Below are 21,654 nucleotides of genomic sequence, written 5' to 3'. Positions count from 1 at the left end.
GGCTATACGAAACGTCCGATTCGATGTGACGAAAAAATTTCAAACGTCTTTACGCGTAAGGGGCCCCTTACGCCAATGGGAAAGTAAGTGATGGCGACGGAAAAAAAGACGACCAAGGCACAGGTCAACGAGATTGCAGCGGATGCGGGCGTGAAAAAGACGATCGCGCGCAAGGCGCCGGCCGTGAAGGCGACCGCTGAAAAGACCGTCGCGGCTGCCGAGGCGACCGCCAAGAAGGCCGTCAAGACCGCGTCGGCGGCAACCAAGAAGGCCGAGGCGGCGACCAAGACCGTAACCGCCAAGATCGAAAAGGCCACCAAGGTCGCCAAGGCCAAGGTCGAAAAGGTCGAAAAGACCGTCGAGACGCAAGCCAGGAAGGCCGCTGCGGCGACGACCAAGGCGACCAAGGTCAAGGCGGCGGCTGCCCCTGCCGTCGCCAAGGCCAAGACTCAGGCGGCCAAGGCCATCGACGCCGCTCAGGCCGAGGTCGACAAGGCCGTGAAGAAGGCGAAACCCGTGCTCGAAAAGGCCAAGGCTCAGGCCGAGGCCGCCGTCGGCGTCGCCAAGGACAAGATCGAGGACGCCGCTGAAGCGGCCAAGCCGATCGTCGCCGACGCCAAGGCCAAGCTCGACACGGCGGTTGATACCGCGAAAGACAAGATCGAAGACGCCGTCGAGGCCGCCAAGCCGAAGATCGCCGAGGCGAAAGCCAAGGTTGAGGATGTCGCTGCGGCCGCTAAGGTGAAGATCGACGAGGCCGTCGAGAAGGCCAAGCCGGTTCTGGCCGACGCCAAGGAAGCCGTCGAAGAAGCCGTCGCGAAGGCTCAGGTCGAGGCCGAAAAGGTTCAGGCCGAGGTCCGCAAGGCCCAGACCGAGGTCAAGAAGAAGGGTTTCTTCGACTGGCTGTTCGGCAAGAAGTAGGCTGATTTTCAAAGATCGTTTGAAAAACGCGGGCGGCAACGTCCGCGTTTTTTATTGGCTCCCCAGCCTCACGAAAAACAGCACCCACATCACGACCAGCACCGTCACCGAACTGCCGAAAGCGAACAGCCGGAACAGTATATGGTTGATCGTCACATGGATGATAGTGTGCACGACCCTGAACGCGACGAACAGCCACGCCAGCACCAACTGCACGTCCGAGACGGTCTTGGTCACGATCATCAGCAGACAAATCACATAGAACAGCACCGGCAGTTCCAGCAAACTGGCATAGTTGCGGCTGATCTGAGTCAAACGCGCCGGTACGCGCTTCGATTCACCCAGAGCGAAGTCGCGCGGCGAAACCTCACGCCGTCGCACCGCGCCGATGCGGGTGACCAAAATCCCTGCCAGCATGACGAAGGTCAGGGCGGCCAGCGCGCCGACCGGCCAGAGAATAAGCAAGCTATTGGGCATGGTGTTCCTCTTTATCTTTGGCGCAGCATGGCACGATGCGGCGGTTTGCGCTACTGACACCCCCTGACCCGCCGAGCGCCAAGATACTGCCATGAAATTCCTGTTCCGCCGCTTCGAAGCCCTGATCGACCCGTTCCGCACCTATGCCGAAGGGACGCCGCCCGATAATCTGTGGCGCTTCTACTGGGGCTTCATCGTTCAGGCCTGGCCGGTGTTCATCGTCCTGATCGTCGCAGGCTTTCTCGCCACCCTGACCGAGGTCATGGTCTTCCGCTACATCGCCGAGGTCATCGACATCCTGACCACGACGAAGCCCGCCGATCTGTGGGTGCGGCACGGGTCGGATTTTGTGCGGATGCTGCTGATGCTGGGGCTGGCGTGGCCCCTGACCATCATGTTCCACTCGCTGATCCTGCGTCAGGCGGTCGAGTCCAACTTCTCCTCGCTCATCCGCTGGCAGTCGCACCGCCACGTCGTGCGCCAATCCTTAAGCTTCTTTAGCAACGATTATGCCGGACGGGTAGCCTCAAAAGTCATCGACACGGCGGGCGCGCTGCGCAATACCCTGACCAGCCTGTTCGATACCTTCCTCTATCTGGTCGTCTATGTGGTCAGCGCCGTCTATCTGTTCGTCGAGGCCGACCTGCGCCTGATTGGACCACTGGTCCTGTGGGGCGGGCTCTATGCCGTCGGTTGCTGGTGGTTCATCCCGCGTCTGGCCGAGGCGTCGAAGGCCGGCTCCGAAGCGCGCTCCTCGCTTGTCGGGCGCACAGTCGACAGCTACACCAATATCCAGACCGTCAAGCTGTTTGCCAATACGCGCTTCGAGGACGACTATGTCCGCGAAGGCCTGCTTCACAACAATACCACTTGGCAGATCCAGCAGCGGCTGATCTCGTCGCTGGAGGCCTATGTCGCCGTGATCAATGCGGCGCTTCTGATCAGCATGGGCGTGCTGGCCATCTGGCTGTGGGGGATCAGCGCCATCACGGTCGGCGCGATTGCGATGATTGCCGCTCTGACCAACCGGCTGCTCAACATGTCGGGCTGGATCATGTTTCAGATCACCGGCCTGTTCGAGAATATCGGCACGGTGCAGAACGGCATGGAGACCATCGCCCGCCCGCACAGCGTCACCGATGCCGCCGATGCGCGTGACCTGACCGTCAGCGACGGCGAGGTCCGTTTCGACGATGTGCGCTTCCATTACGGCGCCGGCGAGGGCGGGCCGGTCGCGCTCGACGGCATCGATTTGACGCTGAAACCCGGCGAAAAGATCGGCGTTGTCGGCCCGTCGGGGGCGGGGAAATCGACGCTGGTCAATGTCTTCCTCAGGCTCTACGACCTGAGCCACGGGCGTATCACCATCGACGGTCAGGACATCGCGCACGTTGGTCAGGAATCCCTGCGCGCCCGCATCGGCATGGTGACGCAGGACAATTCCCTGCTGCACCGCTCGATCCGCGACAATATCGCCTATGGCCGCCCCGACGCGACCGAGGCCGAGATCATCGAAGCGGCGGAACGCGCCCACGCCTGGAGCTTCATCCCCGGCCTCAACGACGGCAAGGGCGGTGAAGGGTTGGATGCTCAGGTCGGTGAACGCGGCGTCAAACTCTCCGGCGGCCAGCGCCAGCGCATCGCGATCGCGCGCGTTCTGCTGAAAGACGCGCCGATCCTCGTGCTCGATGAAGCGACCTCGGCCCTCGACTCGGAGGTCGAGGCGGCGATTCAGGAAAGCCTGCTCGATCTGATGCAGGGCAAGACGGTGATCGCCATCGCGCACAGGCTGTCGACCATCGCGCGGATGGACCGGCTGGTGGTGATGGACAAGGGGCGGATTATCGAGACCGGCACCCACGCGGAACTACTGGCGCAGGGCGGATTGTATGCGCGGTTATGGGCCAGACAAACGGGCGGGTTTATCGCCGATTAATCGCGTGAATCCCCTCGCCCCTATGGGGAGAGGGTGGCGCGAAGCGCCGGGTGAGGGGGCTCTTGAAGTTCAGCCCGCATCTTGTTTCCGCTCAAGCAAAGCCCCCACCACCATCCGCCTACGCTAACGCTTCGTCGGACGGTCCCCCTCCCCACTTGCGGGGAGGGGGACCGCGAGCCGTCAGGCTCGGGGTGGTGGGGGCCTTTTCTCGGTATCCGCAATCTCCGTCACCGACACATCGCGCAACCCCAATGCCGACCGCGCCTTGAGGATCGCATCCGTATAATCGACATAACCCGCCTCAGCCGCAGGCGTGAGCCCCGGTAAGGTCTTCGGACGCTCATCCGCCGCCTTAGACGCAACCGCGTTCACCGGAACCACCGCCTCAGCCGCACGCACCTCCACCGGCGTTTCCAACTTGACCGGTGCCTCGACCGCCGTTCCGGCAGCGTCCCACCACGGCCCCAGCGCCTTGCGGCGCTTTTCGCCCCATTCCAGCGTCCCTGCCAGATGCACGCGGGCCTTGACGGCCTTGGCCTGATGGCGTGCGCGTTCGGTTTGCAGCTTGTGCGGATCAGGGGCCTGCCCTTCGTCGCGGTCGCAGCGGCTGTAGATGCGCTCGATGACAGCGACCACGCGCACGGCGCGTTCGACACCGGAGAGGTCTTCGGGATCGTCCAGCGCCACCGTCCTGAGCAGCATCCGGTCGGCAAAGGCGCGCAAATGTCCGCGCCGTGCCTCCGGGCTCAGTTTTTCGTCAGGGGTGCGCGTGTCCAAGGCCATGCGAATAGGATGCACGGGGTTGAGCGGGCGGGGATAGATTTGATTGCGCGGTATTCGTAGTTAAGCTACTTTGTATCATCTTTCCTACGTACTTGTCCTATTTTTCGTTCGAAATAAAAAGACGTTCTGCCAATTAGACGAGCGATTGAAAAAATGACCTCAATTGCTATTGTGTAAAATACAAACATCATTCCATTACGGAAAGCCGTGCTAATAGTCGGAGCGATCGAGGATTTATCAAGCCAAAGAACGTAAGCTTCGATAAGCGGCCAACTCCTCATATATTCCGGAACTATGGGTGTTGGTAAAAGTAATGCGGTTGCGACTATAATGGATGCGATCGCAATGAGATTGAAATACGATACATTATAAAAAAGTTCGTGATATAAGTCGCGAAGTCGCTGTGAGCGCAATTGAGCCTCAATTGATTGAGACTCTGGTATTTCTTTTTCGGGATTTCCCAGAAAAAAGAACATTACGTTCACGGTGAATCCCAGGAGAATTGATTGAACGGCTAAAAATCCAGCAAGTAAATTATCTGAAACTTTCGGACACAAAATTGATGCGATAAATGCCGAAATGCATGTGATTAATAGGCGTGTTTTTTGACTATGCCTTTTATGAGTGTTGAAGTCGTAAAAGGTCGAATTGTTATTTCGAATTATTTCTCGGACATTAAACATGCTCGGTTCGAGATATAATTTGATCTTTCAGCAGCTTCATCATTGCAGCTTTGGATTTGACTCTGTCTGGATGCCCTTTAATGTATTCCGCAATTTCTAGCGGAAAGCGAGTGGCAAAATGCCCAGCTTCAATGATATTGATTGTTTGCTTTTTCCCATTTACTGTAGCGATGACAGTGCAGTCCTCAATGTCCTCATCACGAAGCGCTAGAATTTCATTGCCTGATAACATATCTGCCACTGCCTTCTTTATTACCGCATTAGGTTGGCCAATTTTGGCTAGAAGTTTTGTTGTTACTGTATCGTTAAATTCAATGTCGCTATTGGAATTGCTTTTAAATGTCATTGCGCCACGCTGGCCAAATTTATTACTCCCGGTAATTTCATTAGGTTTGCGTGAGAAATTGACACGCACTTCTTTTGGTTTGGCATCTTTGTAAGATGTAGCGTCATGTCGAAACGAAATAGATACAACTGGTTCCGGGAGTAATAGCCGTAGAGTCTGAAACAGTCCCATGTAGCCTCCGAATTGGCCAAGGTATTGACTGCCTACATATATGCGCCCGCTTTCAGAAAGATATGCAAGGAAAAAGAAAGGCCGCAGACTTACGCTGCTATCTGGAATTTCTCCAACGTCAGTGTTGTCATATGCGTGACCTGAATACAGTGACCGGAACCGACCAAAAACTGTGCGATCATCTACTTTCTCACACATTTCTACTGGTGCAAGATTTGTAGTTTTAAGTCTCTTGCATGTTTCATCATCACTTAAATCAATTTTTGGCTGCGCTAAAAGTATGTCGCAAAATTCCTTAAACTGTTCATCTGTAAACGGAACAATTTCTGGATCTTTACCCTCCACACGTTTTTCGCGAACTAAATAGTGAAAGCTACAAGTTGCTTCCTCCTGCTTCCGCTTAGCCACTTTATCTTTCCTATTTAATTAAACGCATATCTTTAGCGTGAGCTGTAATTAAATTCGCAGATTTTATCTGTTGTTGCCCTTGATTTTTAACCGACGCGAACTCACAGCGCGAGTCGTTTCACAAAATTGCACAATCCGACGTTGTTTTCAACATTTCGTCTATAACTTGAAGCTTAAAAAATTTCGCGACTTTGATTGATGTTGTGGATTGGTGTGCCATGGGATTGCGCATACCAAAAACATAACCACCTCTTCCTCCCCCTAAAAACCGTTGCACTTTCCGGTCAAATGTTCCACTGAACCTCGGTGAAATTCAGGAGGGGTGTTTCCATGTTCGGCTGGTTGTTCGGTAAGAAAAAGTCCAAGTCGAAAAAGGCGGTCGCCGTGCCGCCGGTGGTGGACACCCCCGCAAGCGTGGAGCCACCTAAGATGACCAAAACCACCCGTACCGAATCCGATACCTTCGGCCCGATCGAAGTCGAGAACAGCGTCTATTGGGGCGCGCAGGCCCAGCGTTCGCTCGGCAATTTCAAGATCGGCTGGGAAAAGCAGCCCCTGCCGATCGTGCGGGCGCTCGGGATCGTGAAACGCGCGGCGGCGGAAACCAACCACGCGCTGGGCAAGCTTGATGCGACGCTCACCAACGCCATCGTTCAGGCCGCCAACGAAGTCATCGAAGGCAAGCTCGACGCGCACTTCCCGCTGGTCGTGTGGCAGACGGGTTCGGGCACGCAGTCGAACATGAACGCCAACGAGGTCATCTCGAACCGCGCGATTGAAATCCTGGGCGGTGAGATGGGCACCAAGAAGCCGGTCCACCCTAACGACCACGTCAACATGTCGCAGTCGTCGAACGACACCTATCCGACCGCCATGCACGTGGCCTGCGCCGAGGAAATCTCGCACCGCCTGCTGCCGGCGCTGCAGACGCTCCGCAACGCCCTGAACGACAAGGCCGAGGCGTGGAAGGCGATCATCAAGATCGGCCGCACCCATACGCAGGACGCCACGCCCCTGACGCTCGGTCAGGAGTTTTCGGGCTATACGCAACAACTGACCAACGGTATCGAGCGCATCGAGCAGACCCTGCCGAAGCTGATGCAACTGGCCCAGGGCGGCACCGCCGTCGGCACCGGCCTCAACGCCCCGATCGGCTTTGCCGAAGGCGTGGCCGAAAAGATCGCCGCCATCACCGGCCTCGGCTTCACGACCGCGCCGAACAAGTTCGAAGCGCTGGCCGCCCACGACGCCATGGTCTTCTCGCATGGCGCCATCAATACGGTCGCCGCCTCGCTGTTCAAGATCGCCAACGACATCCGCTTCCTGGGCTCTGGCCCGCGCGCGGGCCTGGGCGAACTGGCCCTGCCGGAAAACGAGCCGGGTTCGTCGATCATGCCGGGTAAGGTCAACCCGACCCAGTGCGAGGCCCTGACTCAGGTCTGCGTGCAGGTGTTCGGCAACCACGCCGCCCTGACCTTCGCGGGTTCGCAGGGTCACTTCGAACTGAACGTCTTCAACCCGGTTATGGCCTATAACTTCCTGCAATCGGTGCGTCTGCTGGCCGATGCGGCGGTGTCCTTCACCGACAACTGCGTGGTGGGTATCGAGCCGCGCATCGACAATATCAAGAAGGGCGTCGAGAACTCGCTGATGCTGGTCACGGCGCTGAACGGCCGTCTGGGCTATGACGCCTGCGCCAAGATCGCCAAGACCGCGCACAAGAACGGCACGACGCTGCGCGAAGAGGCCGTCGGCGGCGGTTACCTGACCAACGAGGAGTTCGACCAGTTCGTCCGCCCGGAAAACATGGTCTCGCCGGGTTGATTACGCTCGACAATCTGGACTTTGCCAGGGACGGCGCGGTGCTTCATCGCGCCGTTCTTGCGTCAGAGATCATCGACTCGCTGAGGGATGACCTGGACGCACAGATCGCCGGTCGTCCCGGTAAACGTCTGACGCAAGGCAACACACTATTGGAAGCGACGGGCGCGTTAGGACGCATTGCTGCAGGTCTGATCGGGGAGGCCGCGCGGCCGGTACGGGCCATCATCTTCGATAAATCTCCCGCTACGAACTGGCATCTGGGCTGGCATCAGGACCGAACCATTGCCGTGCGTGAACGCATCGAAGTCGAAGGTTTCGGACCATGGTCTACCAAAGACGGGATTTTGCACGTCGCGCCGCCGATGTCGGTGTTGAACGGCATGGTGACCCTGCGGCTGCATCTGGATGACTGCGATGAGAGCAACGCGCCGCTCAAGGTGGCACTAGGCTCGCATCGTCTGGGGTTTGTCGCCGCGGATGAGGCTTCGCGTGTGGCGGAAAGTGGTCCGGTTCTGACGTGCCTTGCGAGGGCCGGTGATGTCTGGGCCTATGCGACGCCGATCCTGCACATGTCGGAACGATCGCAAAGTCCGGGCCGCCGACGGGTGTTGCAGGTGGACTACGCCGCGACGGCTCTGCCGGGTGGACTCGACTGGCGCGGGGTCTGAGCCGTCCCATACAAAGTGCAAAACGGACAGAAGAGCGATCTTCCGTCCGTTTGGCTTTGTATGGCAGCGGTGCGTGGCGCATCGGCTGTCTCCCTTTGTGTACGCTGAACTGAGGTCTCGGTGAGGGACGTTCAGATGACGTACAGGGCAAGGGTCGCAAAGGCGGCGAACGACAGAAAGCCGATGGCGGTCATATAGGTGGTCATGGTGATGTCCTTTGGGTTTTTGAATAATCGGTTAGATGAGAAGAAGGGCGGCGGTAAGAAACGCGGCAAAGCTCAGGAAGAGGGTCGGGGTCAGGGCGGTTTGCATTTGAATATTCCTTTAAGGTTGCTTGTGTCGGGCGGTGTGTGTGCCGCCGGTGAAAGCGATATGCCTGAGGGCCGTGATGGTTTCAAATTAAATGAACGTCATGAACTCGTTTTAATCATTTGATTTATTTAATGAAATTATTGTAATTCTTAAACGGAATGTAATGTGGTGTGTCGCCCGACGAATTGACGAGGCGTTTCAAGGCTTTATTTTCAGGGGAGGGGGCGCTATAAGGATGTCGCTCCCGACGAGACGCGCCGTACCGGGACCGGATTAAGCGCATCCCCAAAAGTGGCCTGATACTTTCGTGGCGGTTTTGGGATACAGACGCGCGGCAAAATAAGCCGGACAGACAAGACGACGCTCCCTGACATCGTTATCTTACTGAAGGAGCGCGTCATGACGACGTTCATACCCCTGCCGTGGGTCTATCTGATTATCGCCGGTTTGCTGGAAATCTGCTGGGCCATCGGGCTGAAATATACGCACGGCTTTACCAGACCCGTGCCATCGGCCTTCGTGCTGGCAACGCTGGCGGGGAGCATGTTCCTGCTGGCCAAAGCCGCGCAGACCCTGCCGATCGGCACGGCCTATGGCGTGTGGGTCGGGATCGGGGCGCTGGGCGCGGCGATCCTCGGCATCGTGCTGTTCCACGAGGCCGTGACGCCGATGCGGCTGCTATTTTTGGGCATGCTGCTCGTCGCGATCATCGGGCTGAAGGCGACGGCGGGGTAGGTCTCTTATACCTCCCTGCACTTTAGTGCGGGGAGGAGGGAGGCCGAAGGCCGGAAGGTGAGGTGTCTTGCGGAGTTTCCACGGCGACCGTCGTAAGTTAGCAAGAGCCCCCACCACCACATCTCACCACTTCGTGGTTCGTGCGGTCCCCCTCCCCAGCAAGCTGGGGAGGTATGAAGAATTACACTACTAACCCGTCCACCGGTTTGACGCCGAGGGCTCCCGGAAACACGTCTGTTTGTAACCGGCGCACATCGGCCCCCAGATGGTCGCGGGCGACGCCCATGACGACCGCACGCAGATCGGTGGTGGGCGTAAGGTCGCGGCCTTCGTAGAGGGCCGAGGCCTTGACGCCGGGCCAGTCGGCGACGACCCGCCCGCCCTTGACCGCGCCACCCGCCAGAAACGCGGCGGTCGCCTGACCGTGGTCGGAGCCCTGCGTGCCGTTGAAGCGCGCCGTGCGGCCGAATTCGGTCGCCACCAGCACCACTGTGTCGTTCCATTTGGCCCCAAGACCGCTTTCCAGCGCCGCCAGCGCCGCATCGAGCCCGCCCAGCAATTGCGTCAGGCGGCGCTGTTCCGCCGTGTGGGTGTCCCAGCCGTCAAACGCCATGGCCGCCACGCGAGGGCCGTCGTCGCGCGCCATAAGCGCCGCCGCCCCCTTGGCCATGTCGAGCATGGCCTTGGTCTGACCGCCGCCACCGCCGCCCATGTCCTTCATGCCACCGGCGATCTTGCCGGTCTCTATCCCTTCATGCAGCACCTGCATCAGGGCTGGATCGGTCTCACCGTACAGCCGCAGCAGACGCGGCGGCAGGTCGGCATCGGCGTCTTTCAACTGCGACGGGGCCCAGCCGAGCAGGGGCGCTTCGCCACGGATGACCAGCGGCGTCAGGGTGCCGACCGACAGGCCCTTGGTGGCCTTAAGCTGCGCGGCATCGAGTTTGTCGGACGTCCCGAGCGTCGTCAGCAGGCGGTTCAACCAGCCGGAATCGGCGAAGCCGGGCTTTTCATGGCCGGACTCCAGCACGTCCTGACCGTCGAAGTGCGAGCGGTTGCGGTAGGGCGTCGCCGAGGCGTGGACGAGGGTCGCCTGTTTCGCCTGATACATCCGCGCCAGATTGGGCATGGCCGGATTGAGTCCGAAGAAGCCGTCGAGTTTCAGCGGATCGCCGTCGAAGACGGGCGGGCGCAGGGCGGCGAAGTCGGGGTCGCCGACGGGCGGTACGGCGGCGAGGCCGTCCATGGCGCCGCGCAGGATGATGACGATCAGGCGGGGATCGCGGCCTGCCGCAAACGCCGTGGCGGGCAGGAAGGCCGAGGCGAACAGGCCGGTGGTGGTGACGAGGAAATGGCGGCGATTTTGCATGGTTCAGCGCCTCATGAATTCGGGGGAAAGGAGGACGATCGACAGGCCCTGTGCGCGGGTTTCGGCCTGCGCGACGGATTTGCGCGTGGCATCGGTGATAAGACCGCTCAGGCGGGACTCGGCAAATTCGCGCGGGTCGGTCTTGGCGGCGAAGCGGTCGGCGAACTGATAGGTCACATCGAGGCGCGTGCTGAGGCCTTCGGGCGTGGCCCAGACAGCGGCCATATCGCTGAATCCGTTGGGACCGGGCGGCTGCCACAGGGGCTGACCCATGGCGCGCAGGGTCTGATACAGGCGCTGCGGCGGCAGGGGCGAACCCGTGGCGCGCAGCAGAGCAATCAGATATTCCTGCGGCGAACGGAACTTGGTGCGGGGCGCTTCCCAGCTTTCCGGCGCATCGATCAGCGCCGTATAGACCGCGCTCAGGTCGCCATCGGTCTCGGTAAAGCGTTTGGCCAGACGATCGACCAGCGCGGGCGGCGGCTGATCGGCAACAAAATGGCGAACCAGCTTGGTGGCGATGTGTTTGGCGGTGGCGGGATGCCGGGCAAGGTCTTCGAGGACGCGGACGCCCTGCCGCTCGCCGTCGTCGCTGTACGTCTTCCCGAGGACGACATGCGCACCCGGTTCGTGGGCGCGGGCATTGAACTGAAAGCTGTCCCCGTCGGCCAGAGCGCGCGGCGTGCGGGCGACGCCCCAACCCGTGATGACCTTGGCGAACGAGGTCACGTCGGCCTGACTATAGCCGCCATTCACCCCCAGCGTATGCAGTTCGAGGATTTCACGCGCCAGATTTTCATTGAGGCCGCGCTTGGCGTTGCGGTTGGCCTGAGAGTTGGGGCCGACCGACGCGTCATTGTCGAGATAGGTCTGCATGGCCGGGTGGCGTTCGGCCGCCAGCAGCAGGTCGCGGAACTTCCCCGTCACGTGCGGGCGGATGGCTTCGCGCTCATAGGCCCCGGCGAGGACGCGGACGGGGATGCCCTTGTCGACCGACACCGCGAAATGGTTGGCCCAGAACATCACCAGCCGTTCGTGGAAACCCACGGGCGCATTCATCCACGCATCGATCCGCGCCTTGCCTTCGGCCTGCAATACCGCCTGAGGCAGTTTCTGGCTGTCGTCGGCCATCTGGCGTTTGGGATCGGGCTTGGCCATGTCATTTGACATGCCCCCCGCCATATCATTTGACATGGCGTTGTCCGTCGCTTTGGGTTTTTCGGCCTCAGCGGCCTTTTCGCGCATCATCCGGCGCGCCTGATTATAGTCGCGGATCTGCACCAGCAGTTCCGGCGAACCGGGCAGGGCGGTCGAAAAACTCAGGTCTTTCTGGATCGGCGACAGCTCCGCCGACAGGGCCTTGGGCGCTTTCAGTTCGGCCTTAAGTGCGGCCTGCGGGTCGCCGAGCGCGCCGCCATAGCCTGTCGGTGTGACGCCCAGCCCGAAGCGGCTGAAGGCGATGGCGGCCCGTGTTTCCGGTGTCATGGCGCATCCTCATCTTATTGTTACAAAGATGATACGCCGCCTTTCGCGATAACCCTACGGTCCTACGGTTGAAGTTGATAAAGCGTGATCGTCACGTCGTCGCCGTTGGAATAGTTGTAGCCCTTGACGACCTTGACCGTGCGGGCCTTGAGCCCGGCGGCGGTGAGGCTCTTTTTGAATTCCGCATCATGGCGGCCTTCGACGAAGACTGGGCGGCCCTGACGGAGTGCGGCGGCGGCCTGATCGGCGGTGTCGGCCAGTTCGGTCTTCGTCCCCATGGCGAAGACGAAGCTCGGCTCGGCATAGCCCAGCGTCGCGACCGGGCCGGGGTGCAGGCCTTCGCGCGGATCGAGGCGCGTATCGACCAGGGTCTGTTCCAGCGTGCGCGACATCCACAGGGGCTTGAGCTGCGACAGGATGGTGACGAAGCCGAGGTGGGCGGCGACGCCCGCGCCCAGCAGGCACATCAGGCCGGTGAGCTTATGGTTGCGCCACAGGAACAGCGCACCGAGGCCTGACACCAGCAGGGCGGCCGCCGAGGTGATGGTCACCACCGGTACGATCGACGCATTGCCGTATTCGGTCAGGCCATAGACCGAGATAAGCGTAATCAGCGCCCCGGCGAACAGGCCCAGCGCGACATTGGTCAACTTGGCCCAGGTCTTCAGCGGTACCGACAGGCTGATAGCGGCAAGCAGGGCCAGACCGCCATAGGTCGGTAGCGGATAGTGGGCCAGCTTGGTCGGCGAGGCCTCGAAGACCAGAAACGCGGGCAGGAACCAGCAGATGGCGAAGCGCACCACCGGGTCTTTGTAGCGCGTGAACGCCGTTTGCAGCGCCCCGCCGAGCAGGAAGGTGCCGGGGAAGAACAACAGGGGCAGCAGCAGCGTATGCAGGCCCGGCCATGCGAAGTGACCTTCGGAGCCCGAGACCAGCTTGGGGGCGAAGTCATCACCGATAGCCGTACCCCAGAAGGCGCCGTCGGTGGCAATCGTAATGGCGATGGCCCACGGCCCGACCATGACCAGCGTGATCAAAAGCCCCCAGACCCAGCCGAGGTGCTTGAGCCAGTCGAGGCGACCGGTGTCCTTAAGCTCTTTGGTGCGCAGGTCCCACCCGGCCAATGCCCCGGCGGTGGCGACGAACATCAGCGGGCCGATGGGGCCCTTGATCAGGATCGAGGCGGCAAACGACAGCCAGAAGATCAGCTTGTACTTGGTCAGTTTCGGCTTTTCGGTCGGGTCGGTGCGGTCGCGATAGGTGACGTAGATTTTCGCCAGCGCCATCAGGAAGAGGGTGGTAAATCCGCACAAAACCGCGTCGGTCTTGGCGATAAAGGCTTCCGACGAGAGCAGGAACGACACACCGAAGGTCAGTCCGGCGATCAGCGCGGTTTGTTTCGCATCGAAACCGTCGACCACCTCATCGTCCTCACGCTTGCGCGCCAGCAGCATCCCCGCGCCCCAGACCATCGAAAAGGCCGCCAGCGCCGCGCCGAACAGCGACGGCCAGCGATAGGACAGGATATCGCGTTCAGAGACATTGGACGTTATGGCGGTCGAGGCCGCCTGCAGCCAGTGGATACCGACGGGCTTTTTGTGCCGCGGGCCGTCCTGATAGCTGATATTGATGAAGTCCTTCGTCTCCAGCATCTGGCTCGACGCCTGAGCGAAGCGCGATTCGTCGCGATCGAGCGGCGGAATCAGCATGGCGCAGGGCAGACCGACCAGAAAGGCGACGACCGCCGCCAGCCACGCACCGCGCATGCCCTTTGTCAGGCTGTTGAAGACGTTTGAAGACATAAAACCTGCCAAAATACCGGTAAAAAGACGCGCACGCGGCTGAAAAAAACCGTAACCGAGTGTTCTGTTTACGCTTAAACCCAAACCTGTTAAGACGCCAGACTCCAATTCTCTCAAGCAATTCCTTGCTAAACCGAGTGCCTGACCAATGCCTATAACCGTGTCCGTTGTTGTTGCCGTTCATAACGAAGAAGGCTCGTGCGTACAAGTCGCGCGGGAACTGGAAGCGGTATTTAACGACGGTCTGGGTCAGGACGCCTACGAGTTGATCTTCGTCGACGACATGTCGAGCGATAACACCCTGAGCATCCTCACCGATCTCAAGGCCAGTCTGCCGAATCTGCGCGTTGTTCACCACCAGAATAACGTCGGTAAGTCCGGCGGGGTCCGCACTGGCGTGATCGCCGCCAAGGGCGAGATCATTGCCATGCTGGACGGCGACGGGCAAAATCCGGCCGCCGACGTGCTGAACGTGGCGAAGCGTCTGCTGGAAGCCGGTCCGGACGTCGGCCTCGTCGCCGGGGAACGCCGCCGTCGTCAGGACACCTCTTCCAAGAAATGGGCCTCGCGTTGGGCCAACGGCATCCGCAAGAAGATGCTCAATGACGGGTCGAACGACACCGGTTGCGGCATCAAGGCCATTCGTCGCGAGGTCTTTTTGCGTCTGCCCTATTTCGACAATATGCACCGATATATCCCGGCCTTGGTCAACCGCGAAGGCTATGGTAGCCTGTTCGAACCGGTCGATGACCGCCCCCGCACGACGGGTCAGTCGAAATATACCAATATCGGGCGGCTGTGGGTCGCCCTGTCGGATTTGCCGGGCGTGATGTGGCTGAACCGCCGCTACCGTCATCCGGGGAACACAACCGAAGTTTAAATTGCTGCGTGAGGGGACATGGCGACGGACAAGTCTAGGCAGGAAGAACGAAACGCGGTATTAACCACTTCCGTTGTCGCCCACGCAGGTAAGAAACAAATGGCCGGTGCCCCCCCGCAGAAGGAAGCTGGATTTCTCACCGCCTTCCCGATGCTGCTGATCCCCGTAGCGGTCTATAATCTGGTGGCGCTGTTCCATATGTTCGGCAACGATCCGAACTCGGCCTATAACGGGCTCGAACACATCCTGTTCCAGATTCCCATGCCGTCTGCCGGGACGAAGTGGATTGTCGATATGGGCGACGTCGTCGTCTTCGTCGGCCTGATCATGCTGTTCTTCGAGATGCTGAAATCGACGCGGTCGGACAGCGTGGCCATCGTCAACCACTCGCTGTCGATGATCCTGTTCATCCTGTGCCTGGTCGAATTCCTGCTGCTTCGCCCGTTCGGGACGTCGGTCTTTTTCCTGCTGACCACCATGACGCTGCTCGACGTGCTGGCCGGGTTTATCGTGACCATCGTCACGGCGCGGAAAGACTTCGAGTTCGGGTAAGCGCGTTCCAGAGTTTGCAGGGGCATCGCCCCCGCACCCGTAACCTGGAGCAGATTACGCAAACAGAGTGAAAATGGTTGCCACCAGAAGCACGTCGAAGGTTTTCATCAAAATCGGCAACAAGGTAGGCATGGGACGCTCCGCAATAGGTGCGAAAAGCGCTGCAAGACCCGTGCCGTTTGGTTAAGCGCGGTTAACCCTAGATTTTTTCCTGTTTGATGCGACCGGGCGCCGGGCGGCGATCGTTCGGCCCGGAATATTCCGACTTCAGATAGGTGCTTTTTGCCCGGTCGAGCGTTTCCGGCCCGCCGCGCAGGCCGCGCTTTTCGCCGCCGCCCAGCACCTGCGCCGCATAATCGGCGTTCTCATAGGCCTTGTTCGCCCGGCGCGCGCGCGGGATCGCGTGATCGATCACGGGACCGGCGGGGACGGGAAGGTTCGGCTTATCGGACATGCGGGGTTCCGGATGTGAAAACGGACGCAGGTTAGACCCTGCGTCCGCATACTATACAGCAAGTTCGTTAAAAGCCTATTTGCGCGTGGCCAGCTGATCGATCTGCGCCTTCATGGCTTCGATCTGTTCGCGCAGTTCGGAGACCTGATCGCTGTCCTTAGGGGGTGCTGCCGGGGCCGGGGCCGCAGCGGGAGCGGGTGCAGTAGTCGCATCCGGGGTCGCGCCCGGGGCGAACGAGAACGGCGAGAACATCCGCATGGCGCGGTCGAACATGGCCAGGTTCTGCGACACCTGCTCGTCGAAATAGCCGAGGCTGGGCGCGCCGCCAAAGGCCTGCGAGAACTGCGAGCGAAAACGCTCCTGCTGCTTGGCGAAACCGTCGAGCGACATTTCCAGATAGGTCGGCAAAAGGTTCTGCATCGAGTCACCATAGAACGAGATCAGCTGACGCAGGAACTGGATCGGCAGCAGGTTCTGCCCGCGGCTCTCCTCTTCGAAGATGATCTGGGCCAGCACGCCGCGCGTGATGTCGTCGCCGGTCTTGGCGTCATAGACCACGAAGTCGATGTTCTGACGCACCATGTCCGACAGGTTGTCAAGCGTGACATAGGAGCTGGTGGCGGTGTTGTACAGGCGGCGGTTGGCGTACTTCTTGATGACGACGCGTTCGCCTTCGGCGCGCTTCGACTTGGATTTGGTTTCGGTCATATTCGTCCTGCTCCCCCTGTTGGGTTGTGTCTTGCCCTGCCGTTTCGCAGTCATGTTGCGCAACATGAAAATGGGCGCAACAGCGAAACGAAGGGCTCTTTCCGCGGCTTTTTGTGCTTATGCGGAACGCTTGATTCCAATAAATGGCTATTTTTGCAAATGTTCAAGTGCTTATCCTTTGTGCGGTCGCACAAAGCGGTAAATCAACCGTGAAGCGTGTGCAGGTGCGAAGGAATTTGTGGTCAAAATCACGTGTTCAGTTCGGATTAAACACATTTTGTGTCGTGACACCGTCATGCCTTTGGGGCAGGTTCGCCTGCGTTTCATGGCCGGGCAGGCGCGCAAGGCGCTGATTCCAAAGGATGTCCGGTGGGTCATAATGATAGGAAAATTTCAATGTCGGTGAATTCTGTGTCGGACGTGGTGATCGTGGCGGCGGCCCGCACCCCCGTGGGATCGTTTCTGGGCAGCCTGGCCTCGCTATCGGGGGCTGAACTGGGGGCCCACGTCATCAAGGCGGCGCTGGAACGCTCAGGTCTTACGCCCGCCGACATCGACGAAGTGATTCTGGGGCAGGTGCTGCAATCGGCGCAGGGGCAGGGCCCGGCCCGTCAGGCGGCGATCAAGGCGGGTCTCGATCAGGGCACCCCGGCCTGGAGCCTCAACCAGATATGTGGCTCCGGTCTGCGCGCCGTGGCGCTGGCCGCCCAGCAAATCGCCTTGGGCGACTCGAAGATCGTCATCGCGGGCGGTCAGGAAAGCATGTCGCAGGCGACCCACGCGGCCTTCCTGCGCAACGGTCAGAAGTTCGGCGATATCTCATTCAAGGACACGATGATCGTCGACGGCCTGTGGGACTCGTTCAACAACTACCACATGGGACAGACCGCCGAGAACATTGCCACCAAGTGGGAGATCACCCGTCAGGCGCAGGACGAATTCGCCGTCGCCTCGCAGAACAAGGCCGAGGCCGCCCAGAAGGCCGGCAAGTTCGATGCCGAAATCGCCCCCGTCACCATCAAGGGCCGCAAGGGCGACACCATCGTCGACAAGGACGAATTCATCCGCCACGGCGCAACGGTCGAGAGTGTCGCCGGTCTGAAGCCGGCCTTCACCAAGGACGGTTCGGTCACCGCCGCCAATGCCTCGGGCCTCAATGACGGCGCGGCCGCTCTGGTCCTGATGTCGGCGGATGAAGCCGCGGCGCGCGGTCTCAAGCCGCTGGCCCGCATCAAGTCGTGGGCCACGGCGGGCGTCGACCCGGCGATCATGGGCACCGGTCCGATTCCGGCCTCGAAAAAGGCGCTGGAAAAGGCGGGCTGGACCATCGACGACCTCGACCTGATCGAATCGAACGAAGCGTTTGCGGCGCAAGCTTTGTGCGTCGTCAAGGAACTGGGTCTCGATACGTCGAAGGTCAATGTCAACGGCGGCGCCATCGCTATCGGCCACCCGATCGGGGCTTCGGGCGCGCGCATCCTGACCACCCTGCTGTTCGAACTGAACCGCCGCGCCGAAGAGGCCGGTAAGCCGCTCAAGGGCCTCGCAACCCTCTGTATCGGTGGCGGGATGGGCGTCGCCCTCACGGTCGAGACGGTCGCCTGAGCCCTTCAGGCGGCCTGCAAATCATCATCTCTCTGCGAGCCGGTGCTCACGTACTGAAGTACGCTGCGCTCCGGTTCTCAAGAGCTAATAATTTTCGGCTCACCTGAAAGGCTCAGGGGGCCGGTCATAATAAACAGGAAACACACTAATGAGCAGAGTAGCACTCGTCACCGGCGGCACCCGCGGTATCGGCAAGGCCATCGTCAAGCGTCTCAAGGACGCCGGTTTCAAGGTCGCGGCCGGTTATGCCGGTAACGAAGAAGCGGCCAAAAAGGTCGCCGAAGAACTCGACGTCTTCGTCGTCAAGGGCTCGGTGGCCAGCTTCGAAGACTGCCAGCGCGCGGTGGCCGAGGTCGAAGCGGCGCTGGGGCCGGTCGAGGTGCTGGTCAACAATGCCGGCATCACCCGCGACGGCTTCTTCCACAAGATGAGCCAGCAGCAATGGCAGGAAGTCATCCATACCAACCTCGATTCGATGTTCAACATGACCCGTCCGGTTATTGAGGGCATGCGCGAGCGCGGCTATGGCCGCATCATCAATATCTCGTCGATCAACGGTCAGAAGGGTCAGGCCGGTCAGGCCAACTATTCGACCGCCAAGGCGGGCGTGATCGGCTTCACCAAGGCTCTGGCGCTGGAATCGGCGGCCAAGGGTATCACGGTCAACTGCGTGGCGCCGGGCTATACCTCGACCGAAATGGTCTCGGCCATCGCCCCGGCGGTGCTGGACAAGATCGTGTCGGGCATTCCCGTCGGTCGTCTGGGCACGCCGGAAGAAGTCGCCGAAATCGTCGCCTTCCTCGCGTCGGACATGGGTAGCTTCATCACCGGCGCGACCATTGCGGTCAACGGTGGTCAGCACATGGCGTCCTAAGTTACTGAACCTGTTATATTATACCCCTTCCGGTGCCGCCGGGAGGGGTTTTTCACAAGCTTTTGCCACGAGCGATTGTCAATCGCGGGCGATCTTGTGGCAAAACCGCCACAGGCTTTTCGGGCAACGCCGCGTGCCCTTCAATCATCTTATCCGCGTCCAAATTCCGCCCCTTTCAGCCCCTACTTCTCGGGTCAATGACATATCGTGGGTTAAAATCGTTGCGCCTGGTTCTCCGCCCCCTGTTCCTGCGTAATCTCTGCCTGTTGATTCTGGCTCTGTGTCTGCCGCTGGCGGGCATGGCCCCGACTGAGGCCGTGGCGCAGTCCGAGCGCGCGCTGAGGGACTCGCTGCTGGGGCCGGGCGGCGGCAATGACGGCCGCACCACCAGCGCGCCGCCGGTGGCCCGTTTTACCACCGATCGCGGGCAGGGCTTTGTCCTCGACCGCAGTCAGCGCAATCCGCTCATCCAGTTCGACGGCGATAATGAGGTGTGGGCCCTGACGCCGACGCCCGGCCCGATGGGCGACATCATCTTCAAGAACGATCTGGGCGAGCCGGTACTCAAGGCGACGCGCTGGGGCGGCATGATCCTGTTTTCCAAGGATCGCCCGACCGGCGACCCGGTCGCTGTGGCCGGTCGCGCCGACGCGTTTGAACCGGGGCATATGTCACCGACGCAACTTTTCCAGCATCTGGTGCGTACCTCCAAGCGCGCCTCGGCGGCCCTGACGCGGCTGATCCGCTTCGAGGCCGACGTGCAGACGCCCGGCGCCGATTTCCTCTTTGCCGATGCCGCGACGGTGACCGCCGACGCGATGGTCGAGATGTCGGCCACCAGCAAGGGCCGTCAGCTTCTGGCGCCGGTGCAGCAGGTGCGCCTGATCGAGGGCCGCCCGCCCAGCGCCAAGGTCGAGGGCAATGTGCTGGTCCTCAAGCTCGATCTCAAGCGCGGATGGGGCGGTCGTCCCTCGTCGAAGATGGTGACCAAGGTCCTGACCAGCGGGCATTGACGCCTGAGAGAGCGAAAACCAGAAAAAAGCGAAAATCAGAACTGATCCTTCAGCTTTCTGATCTCGCCGAATCGGGCGGCCTGAGCCGCAAAACCGCTTTCCTGCAACGGATAGACCAGAAACGGATTGGTCGCGATTTCGTCCGCCAGAAGGCTCGGCACGGTCGGTTCACCCCGATCGCGCTGCTGACGCACCCATGCAGCGCGGGCGTCGAGCGCGGCAAACGTCCCTAAACTTTCGGCGAATTTGAGATTGGACAGCGTATATTCGTGGGCGCTGTAGAGCCGCGTCCCGGCATCGAGCGCCATAAGCCGTTGCAGACTGCCCCACATGTCGTCCGGCGTGCCTTCGAACAACCGCCCGCAACCGAGCGGGAACAGGCAGTCGCCGACAAAGGCAACCTTTTCCTTAGGCGCGCTGTAGCCGATATGGCCCAGCGTATGGCCTTTCAGGTCGAGCACGTCGAACACGGTTTCCCCCAACGCAAACCGGTCGCCGCCGGTCAGCACATGGTCCAGCGGCGCAATCTTCGTCACTTCCTCAGGGCCGTAGATGGCGCAGCCGAACTGATCTTTGAGCGCCTGATTGCCGCCCGCATGGTCGCGGTGCCAATGGGTGTTGAGGATATAGTCCAGCCCCCAGCCCAGCCGCGACAGTTCAGCCGCGATGGCCCCGGCGTCCGGCGTGTCGATGCAGGCGACCTTGCCTGACGCCGTGTCGCGGATGAGGAAGCCGTAATTGTCGCTCAGGGCGGGGAGGCGGTGAATTTGCAAACCGGACACGACGATTTCCTCTGATCGCAGGCTGAATCTATCCTATATATAGGGAACACTACCGCCTTTGCCGAGGTTTGACTGTTGCGTCGCACCGTTTCCGAACTGAGCCGTTTCTATTCGACCCCCGAAGGGGCGGTGACCCGGCGCATGGTCGCCGCAAAGCTCAACGAGGCATGGCCGGACCTGACGGGCGCCGACGTTCTGGGGCTGGGCTATACGACGCCGTGGCTGGACCTGTTCCCGGCCGAGGCCCGGCGCGTCATCGCGGCCATGCCGGCGGCGCAGGGCGCGGAAATCTGGCCCGAGGGCCTGAAAAGCCGCTGCGTGCTGGTCGATGAGCACTATACGCCGTTCCCGTCGGCGATGTTCGACCGCATCTTCATCATGCACGGGCTTGAGGAAGCCCCCAATCCCGAAGGCGTCCTGATGGAGGCCTCGCGGTTGCTGACCACCAACGGGCGCTTGATTCTGGGGGTGGCGGCGCGCGGCGGCCTGTGGACCCACGCCGAAAAGACGCCGTTCGGCCATGGTCAGCCCTTTTCGCGCTCGCAGCTTGAAAACCTGCTGCGCGCGGCGGAGCTTGAGCCGCTGGCTTGGTCGCACGCCCTGTTCGTGCCGCCGATGCGGTCTTTCCTGCGCTGGGCCCAGACGTTCGAGACCTGGGCACCGCGCATCTGGCCCTATCCGGGCGGACTGATCCTGATGGAGGCGGGTAAGCGCGCCATCCGCTCCAATATCCGCGGCACGGCGACCTCGGTCATCGACGATCTGCGCGACGCGCTGGGGGTGCCGGTGCCGCAACCCGCTCAGCCGGTGGCCGGCAGAACGCAAACATAAAAACGCCCGGCGGATGAGGCCGGGCGTTTTACATA

The 21,654-nt window shown here is 60.6% G+C and carries 21 protein-coding genes; 12 read left to right on the top strand and 9 right to left on the bottom strand.

Annotated features, from left to right (window positions below; genetic code table 11):
- Positions 1-90: 90 nt before the first annotated feature.
- The gene (locus PQU92_RS12285; protein WP_272748510.1) at positions 91-921 is read left to right on the top strand and encodes a hypothetical protein; all 831 of its coding nucleotides are present in this window, start codon (positions 91-93) and stop codon (positions 919-921) included.
- Between the two features lie 51 nt (positions 922-972).
- Here PQU92_RS12285 and PQU92_RS12280 read toward each other — a convergent pair whose 3' ends face one another.
- Positions 973-1,398, bottom strand: coding sequence for an MAPEG family protein (locus PQU92_RS12280; protein WP_272748509.1), 426 nt, complete (start codon positions 1,396-1,398; stop codon positions 973-975).
- A 91-nt stretch (positions 1,399-1,489) separates the two neighbouring features.
- Between PQU92_RS12280 and PQU92_RS12275 the strand changes: the two genes are divergently transcribed.
- The gene (locus PQU92_RS12275) at positions 1,490-3,334 is read left to right on the top strand and encodes an ABC transporter ATP-binding protein (RefSeq protein ID WP_272748508.1); all 1,845 of its coding nucleotides are present in this window, start codon (positions 1,490-1,492) and stop codon (positions 3,332-3,334) included.
- A 180-nt stretch (positions 3,335-3,514) separates the two neighbouring features.
- Here the strand turns inward: PQU92_RS12275 and PQU92_RS12270 are convergent, their stop codons facing one another.
- Positions 3,515-4,117, bottom strand: a complete 603-nt coding sequence (locus PQU92_RS12270) for a hypothetical protein (RefSeq protein WP_272748507.1) — start codon at positions 4,115-4,117, stop codon at positions 3,515-3,517.
- A 675-nt stretch (positions 4,118-4,792) separates the two neighbouring features.
- Positions 4,793-5,725 carry a hypothetical protein gene (locus PQU92_RS12265; protein ID WP_272748506.1) on the bottom strand — a complete coding sequence of 311 codons (933 nt, stop codon included), beginning with the start codon at positions 5,723-5,725 and terminating at the stop codon, positions 4,793-4,795.
- Positions 5,726-6,154: 429 nt separating this feature from the next.
- Here PQU92_RS12265 and fumC point away from each other — a divergent pair, with 429 nt between their 5' ends.
- The 4 genes from fumC to PQU92_RS12245 all read left to right on the top strand — a co-directional run bounded on the left by fumC (position 6,155) and on the right by PQU92_RS12245 (position 9,264).
- Positions 6,155-7,549, top strand: a complete 1,395-nt coding sequence (gene fumC, locus PQU92_RS12260) for a class II fumarate hydratase (RefSeq protein WP_272748557.1) — start codon at positions 6,155-6,157, stop codon at positions 7,547-7,549.
- Positions 7,546-8,217, top strand: a complete 672-nt coding sequence (locus PQU92_RS12255) for a phytanoyl-CoA dioxygenase family protein (RefSeq protein ID WP_272748505.1) — start codon at positions 7,546-7,548, stop codon at positions 8,215-8,217. Before fumC ends, PQU92_RS12255 begins: the two co-directional genes overlap by 4 nt.
- Before the next feature lie 204 nt (positions 8,218-8,421).
- On the top strand, positions 8,422-8,652 hold the full coding sequence (locus PQU92_RS12250) for a hypothetical protein (RefSeq protein WP_272748504.1): 231 nt from the start codon (positions 8,422-8,424) through the stop codon (positions 8,650-8,652).
- Between the two features lie 276 nt (positions 8,653-8,928).
- Positions 8,929-9,264 (top strand): DMT family transporter, encoded by a 336-nt coding sequence (locus tag PQU92_RS12245; protein WP_303657378.1) that lies wholly within the window; start codon positions 8,929-8,931, stop codon positions 9,262-9,264.
- Between the two features lie 181 nt (positions 9,265-9,445).
- Here PQU92_RS12245 and PQU92_RS12240 read toward each other — a convergent pair whose 3' ends face one another.
- From PQU92_RS12240 to PQU92_RS12230, 3 genes are all read right to left on the bottom strand, one after another.
- Positions 9,446-10,633, bottom strand: coding sequence for a DUF1501 domain-containing protein (locus tag PQU92_RS12240; protein ID WP_272748503.1), 1,188 nt, complete (start codon positions 10,631-10,633; stop codon positions 9,446-9,448).
- A gap of 3 nt (positions 10,634-10,636) precedes the next feature.
- On the bottom strand, positions 10,637-12,118 hold the full coding sequence (locus PQU92_RS12235) for a DUF1800 domain-containing protein (protein WP_272748502.1): 1,482 nt from the start codon (positions 12,116-12,118) through the stop codon (positions 10,637-10,639).
- Between the two features lie 62 nt (positions 12,119-12,180).
- Positions 12,181-13,920 carry an ArnT family glycosyltransferase gene (locus tag PQU92_RS12230; protein ID WP_272748501.1) on the bottom strand — a complete coding sequence of 580 codons (1,740 nt, stop codon included), beginning with the start codon at positions 13,918-13,920 and terminating at the stop codon, positions 12,181-12,183.
- 148 nt (positions 13,921-14,068) lie between these two features.
- On the opposite strand from PQU92_RS12230, the gene PQU92_RS12225 reads away from it, so the two are divergent.
- Together PQU92_RS12225 and PQU92_RS12220 are read left to right on the top strand one after the other, a co-directional pair.
- The gene (locus PQU92_RS12225) at positions 14,069-14,800 is read left to right on the top strand and encodes a glycosyltransferase family 2 protein (RefSeq protein ID WP_272748500.1); all 732 of its coding nucleotides are present in this window, start codon (positions 14,069-14,071) and stop codon (positions 14,798-14,800) included.
- A 99-nt stretch (positions 14,801-14,899) separates the two neighbouring features.
- A complete protein-coding gene (locus PQU92_RS12220; RefSeq protein ID WP_272748499.1) occupies positions 14,900-15,352 on the top strand; it encodes a hypothetical protein in 453 nt (150 codons plus the stop codon).
- Between the two features lie 199 nt (positions 15,353-15,551).
- Here PQU92_RS12220 and PQU92_RS12215 read toward each other — a convergent pair whose 3' ends face one another.
- Both PQU92_RS12215 and phaR read right to left on the bottom strand, forming a co-directional pair.
- Positions 15,552-15,806, bottom strand: a complete 255-nt coding sequence (locus tag PQU92_RS12215; protein ID WP_272748498.1) for a hypothetical protein — start codon at positions 15,804-15,806, stop codon at positions 15,552-15,554.
- 75 nt (positions 15,807-15,881) lie between these two features.
- On the bottom strand, positions 15,882-16,514 hold the full coding sequence (phaR, locus tag PQU92_RS12210) for a polyhydroxyalkanoate synthesis repressor PhaR (RefSeq protein ID WP_272748497.1): 633 nt from the start codon (positions 16,512-16,514) through the stop codon (positions 15,882-15,884).
- 411 nt (positions 16,515-16,925) lie between these two features.
- Between phaR and PQU92_RS12205 the strand changes: the two genes are divergently transcribed.
- The 3 genes from PQU92_RS12205 to PQU92_RS12195 all read left to right on the top strand — a co-directional run bounded on the left by PQU92_RS12205 (position 16,926) and on the right by PQU92_RS12195 (position 20,006).
- Positions 16,926-18,119, top strand: coding sequence for an acetyl-CoA C-acetyltransferase (locus PQU92_RS12205; RefSeq protein ID WP_272748555.1), 1,194 nt, complete (start codon positions 16,926-16,928; stop codon positions 18,117-18,119).
- 148 nt (positions 18,120-18,267) lie between these two features.
- A complete protein-coding gene (phbB, locus tag PQU92_RS12200) occupies positions 18,268-18,993 on the top strand; it encodes an acetoacetyl-CoA reductase (RefSeq protein WP_272748496.1) in 726 nt (241 codons plus the stop codon).
- Positions 18,994-19,214: 221 nt separating this feature from the next.
- Positions 19,215-20,006 carry a DUF4908 domain-containing protein gene (locus tag PQU92_RS12195; RefSeq protein ID WP_272748495.1) on the top strand — a complete coding sequence of 264 codons (792 nt, stop codon included), beginning with the start codon at positions 19,215-19,217 and terminating at the stop codon, positions 20,004-20,006.
- A 35-nt stretch (positions 20,007-20,041) separates the two neighbouring features.
- Here PQU92_RS12195 and gloB read toward each other — a convergent pair whose 3' ends face one another.
- On the bottom strand, positions 20,042-20,788 hold the full coding sequence (gene gloB, locus PQU92_RS12190) for a hydroxyacylglutathione hydrolase (protein ID WP_272748494.1): 747 nt from the start codon (positions 20,786-20,788) through the stop codon (positions 20,042-20,044).
- A 75-nt stretch (positions 20,789-20,863) separates the two neighbouring features.
- Here gloB and PQU92_RS12185 point away from each other — a divergent pair, with 75 nt between their 5' ends.
- A complete protein-coding gene (locus PQU92_RS12185; protein ID WP_272748493.1) occupies positions 20,864-21,619 on the top strand; it encodes a class I SAM-dependent methyltransferase in 756 nt (251 codons plus the stop codon).
- Positions 21,620-21,654 lie beyond the last annotated feature (35 nt).

It is taken from the genome of Asticcacaulis aquaticus, from assembly GCF_028550415.1.
GTDB lineage: Bacteria > Pseudomonadota > Alphaproteobacteria > Caulobacterales > Caulobacteraceae > Asticcacaulis > Asticcacaulis aquaticus.
This window is presented reverse-complemented; position numbering and strand designations above follow the sequence as displayed.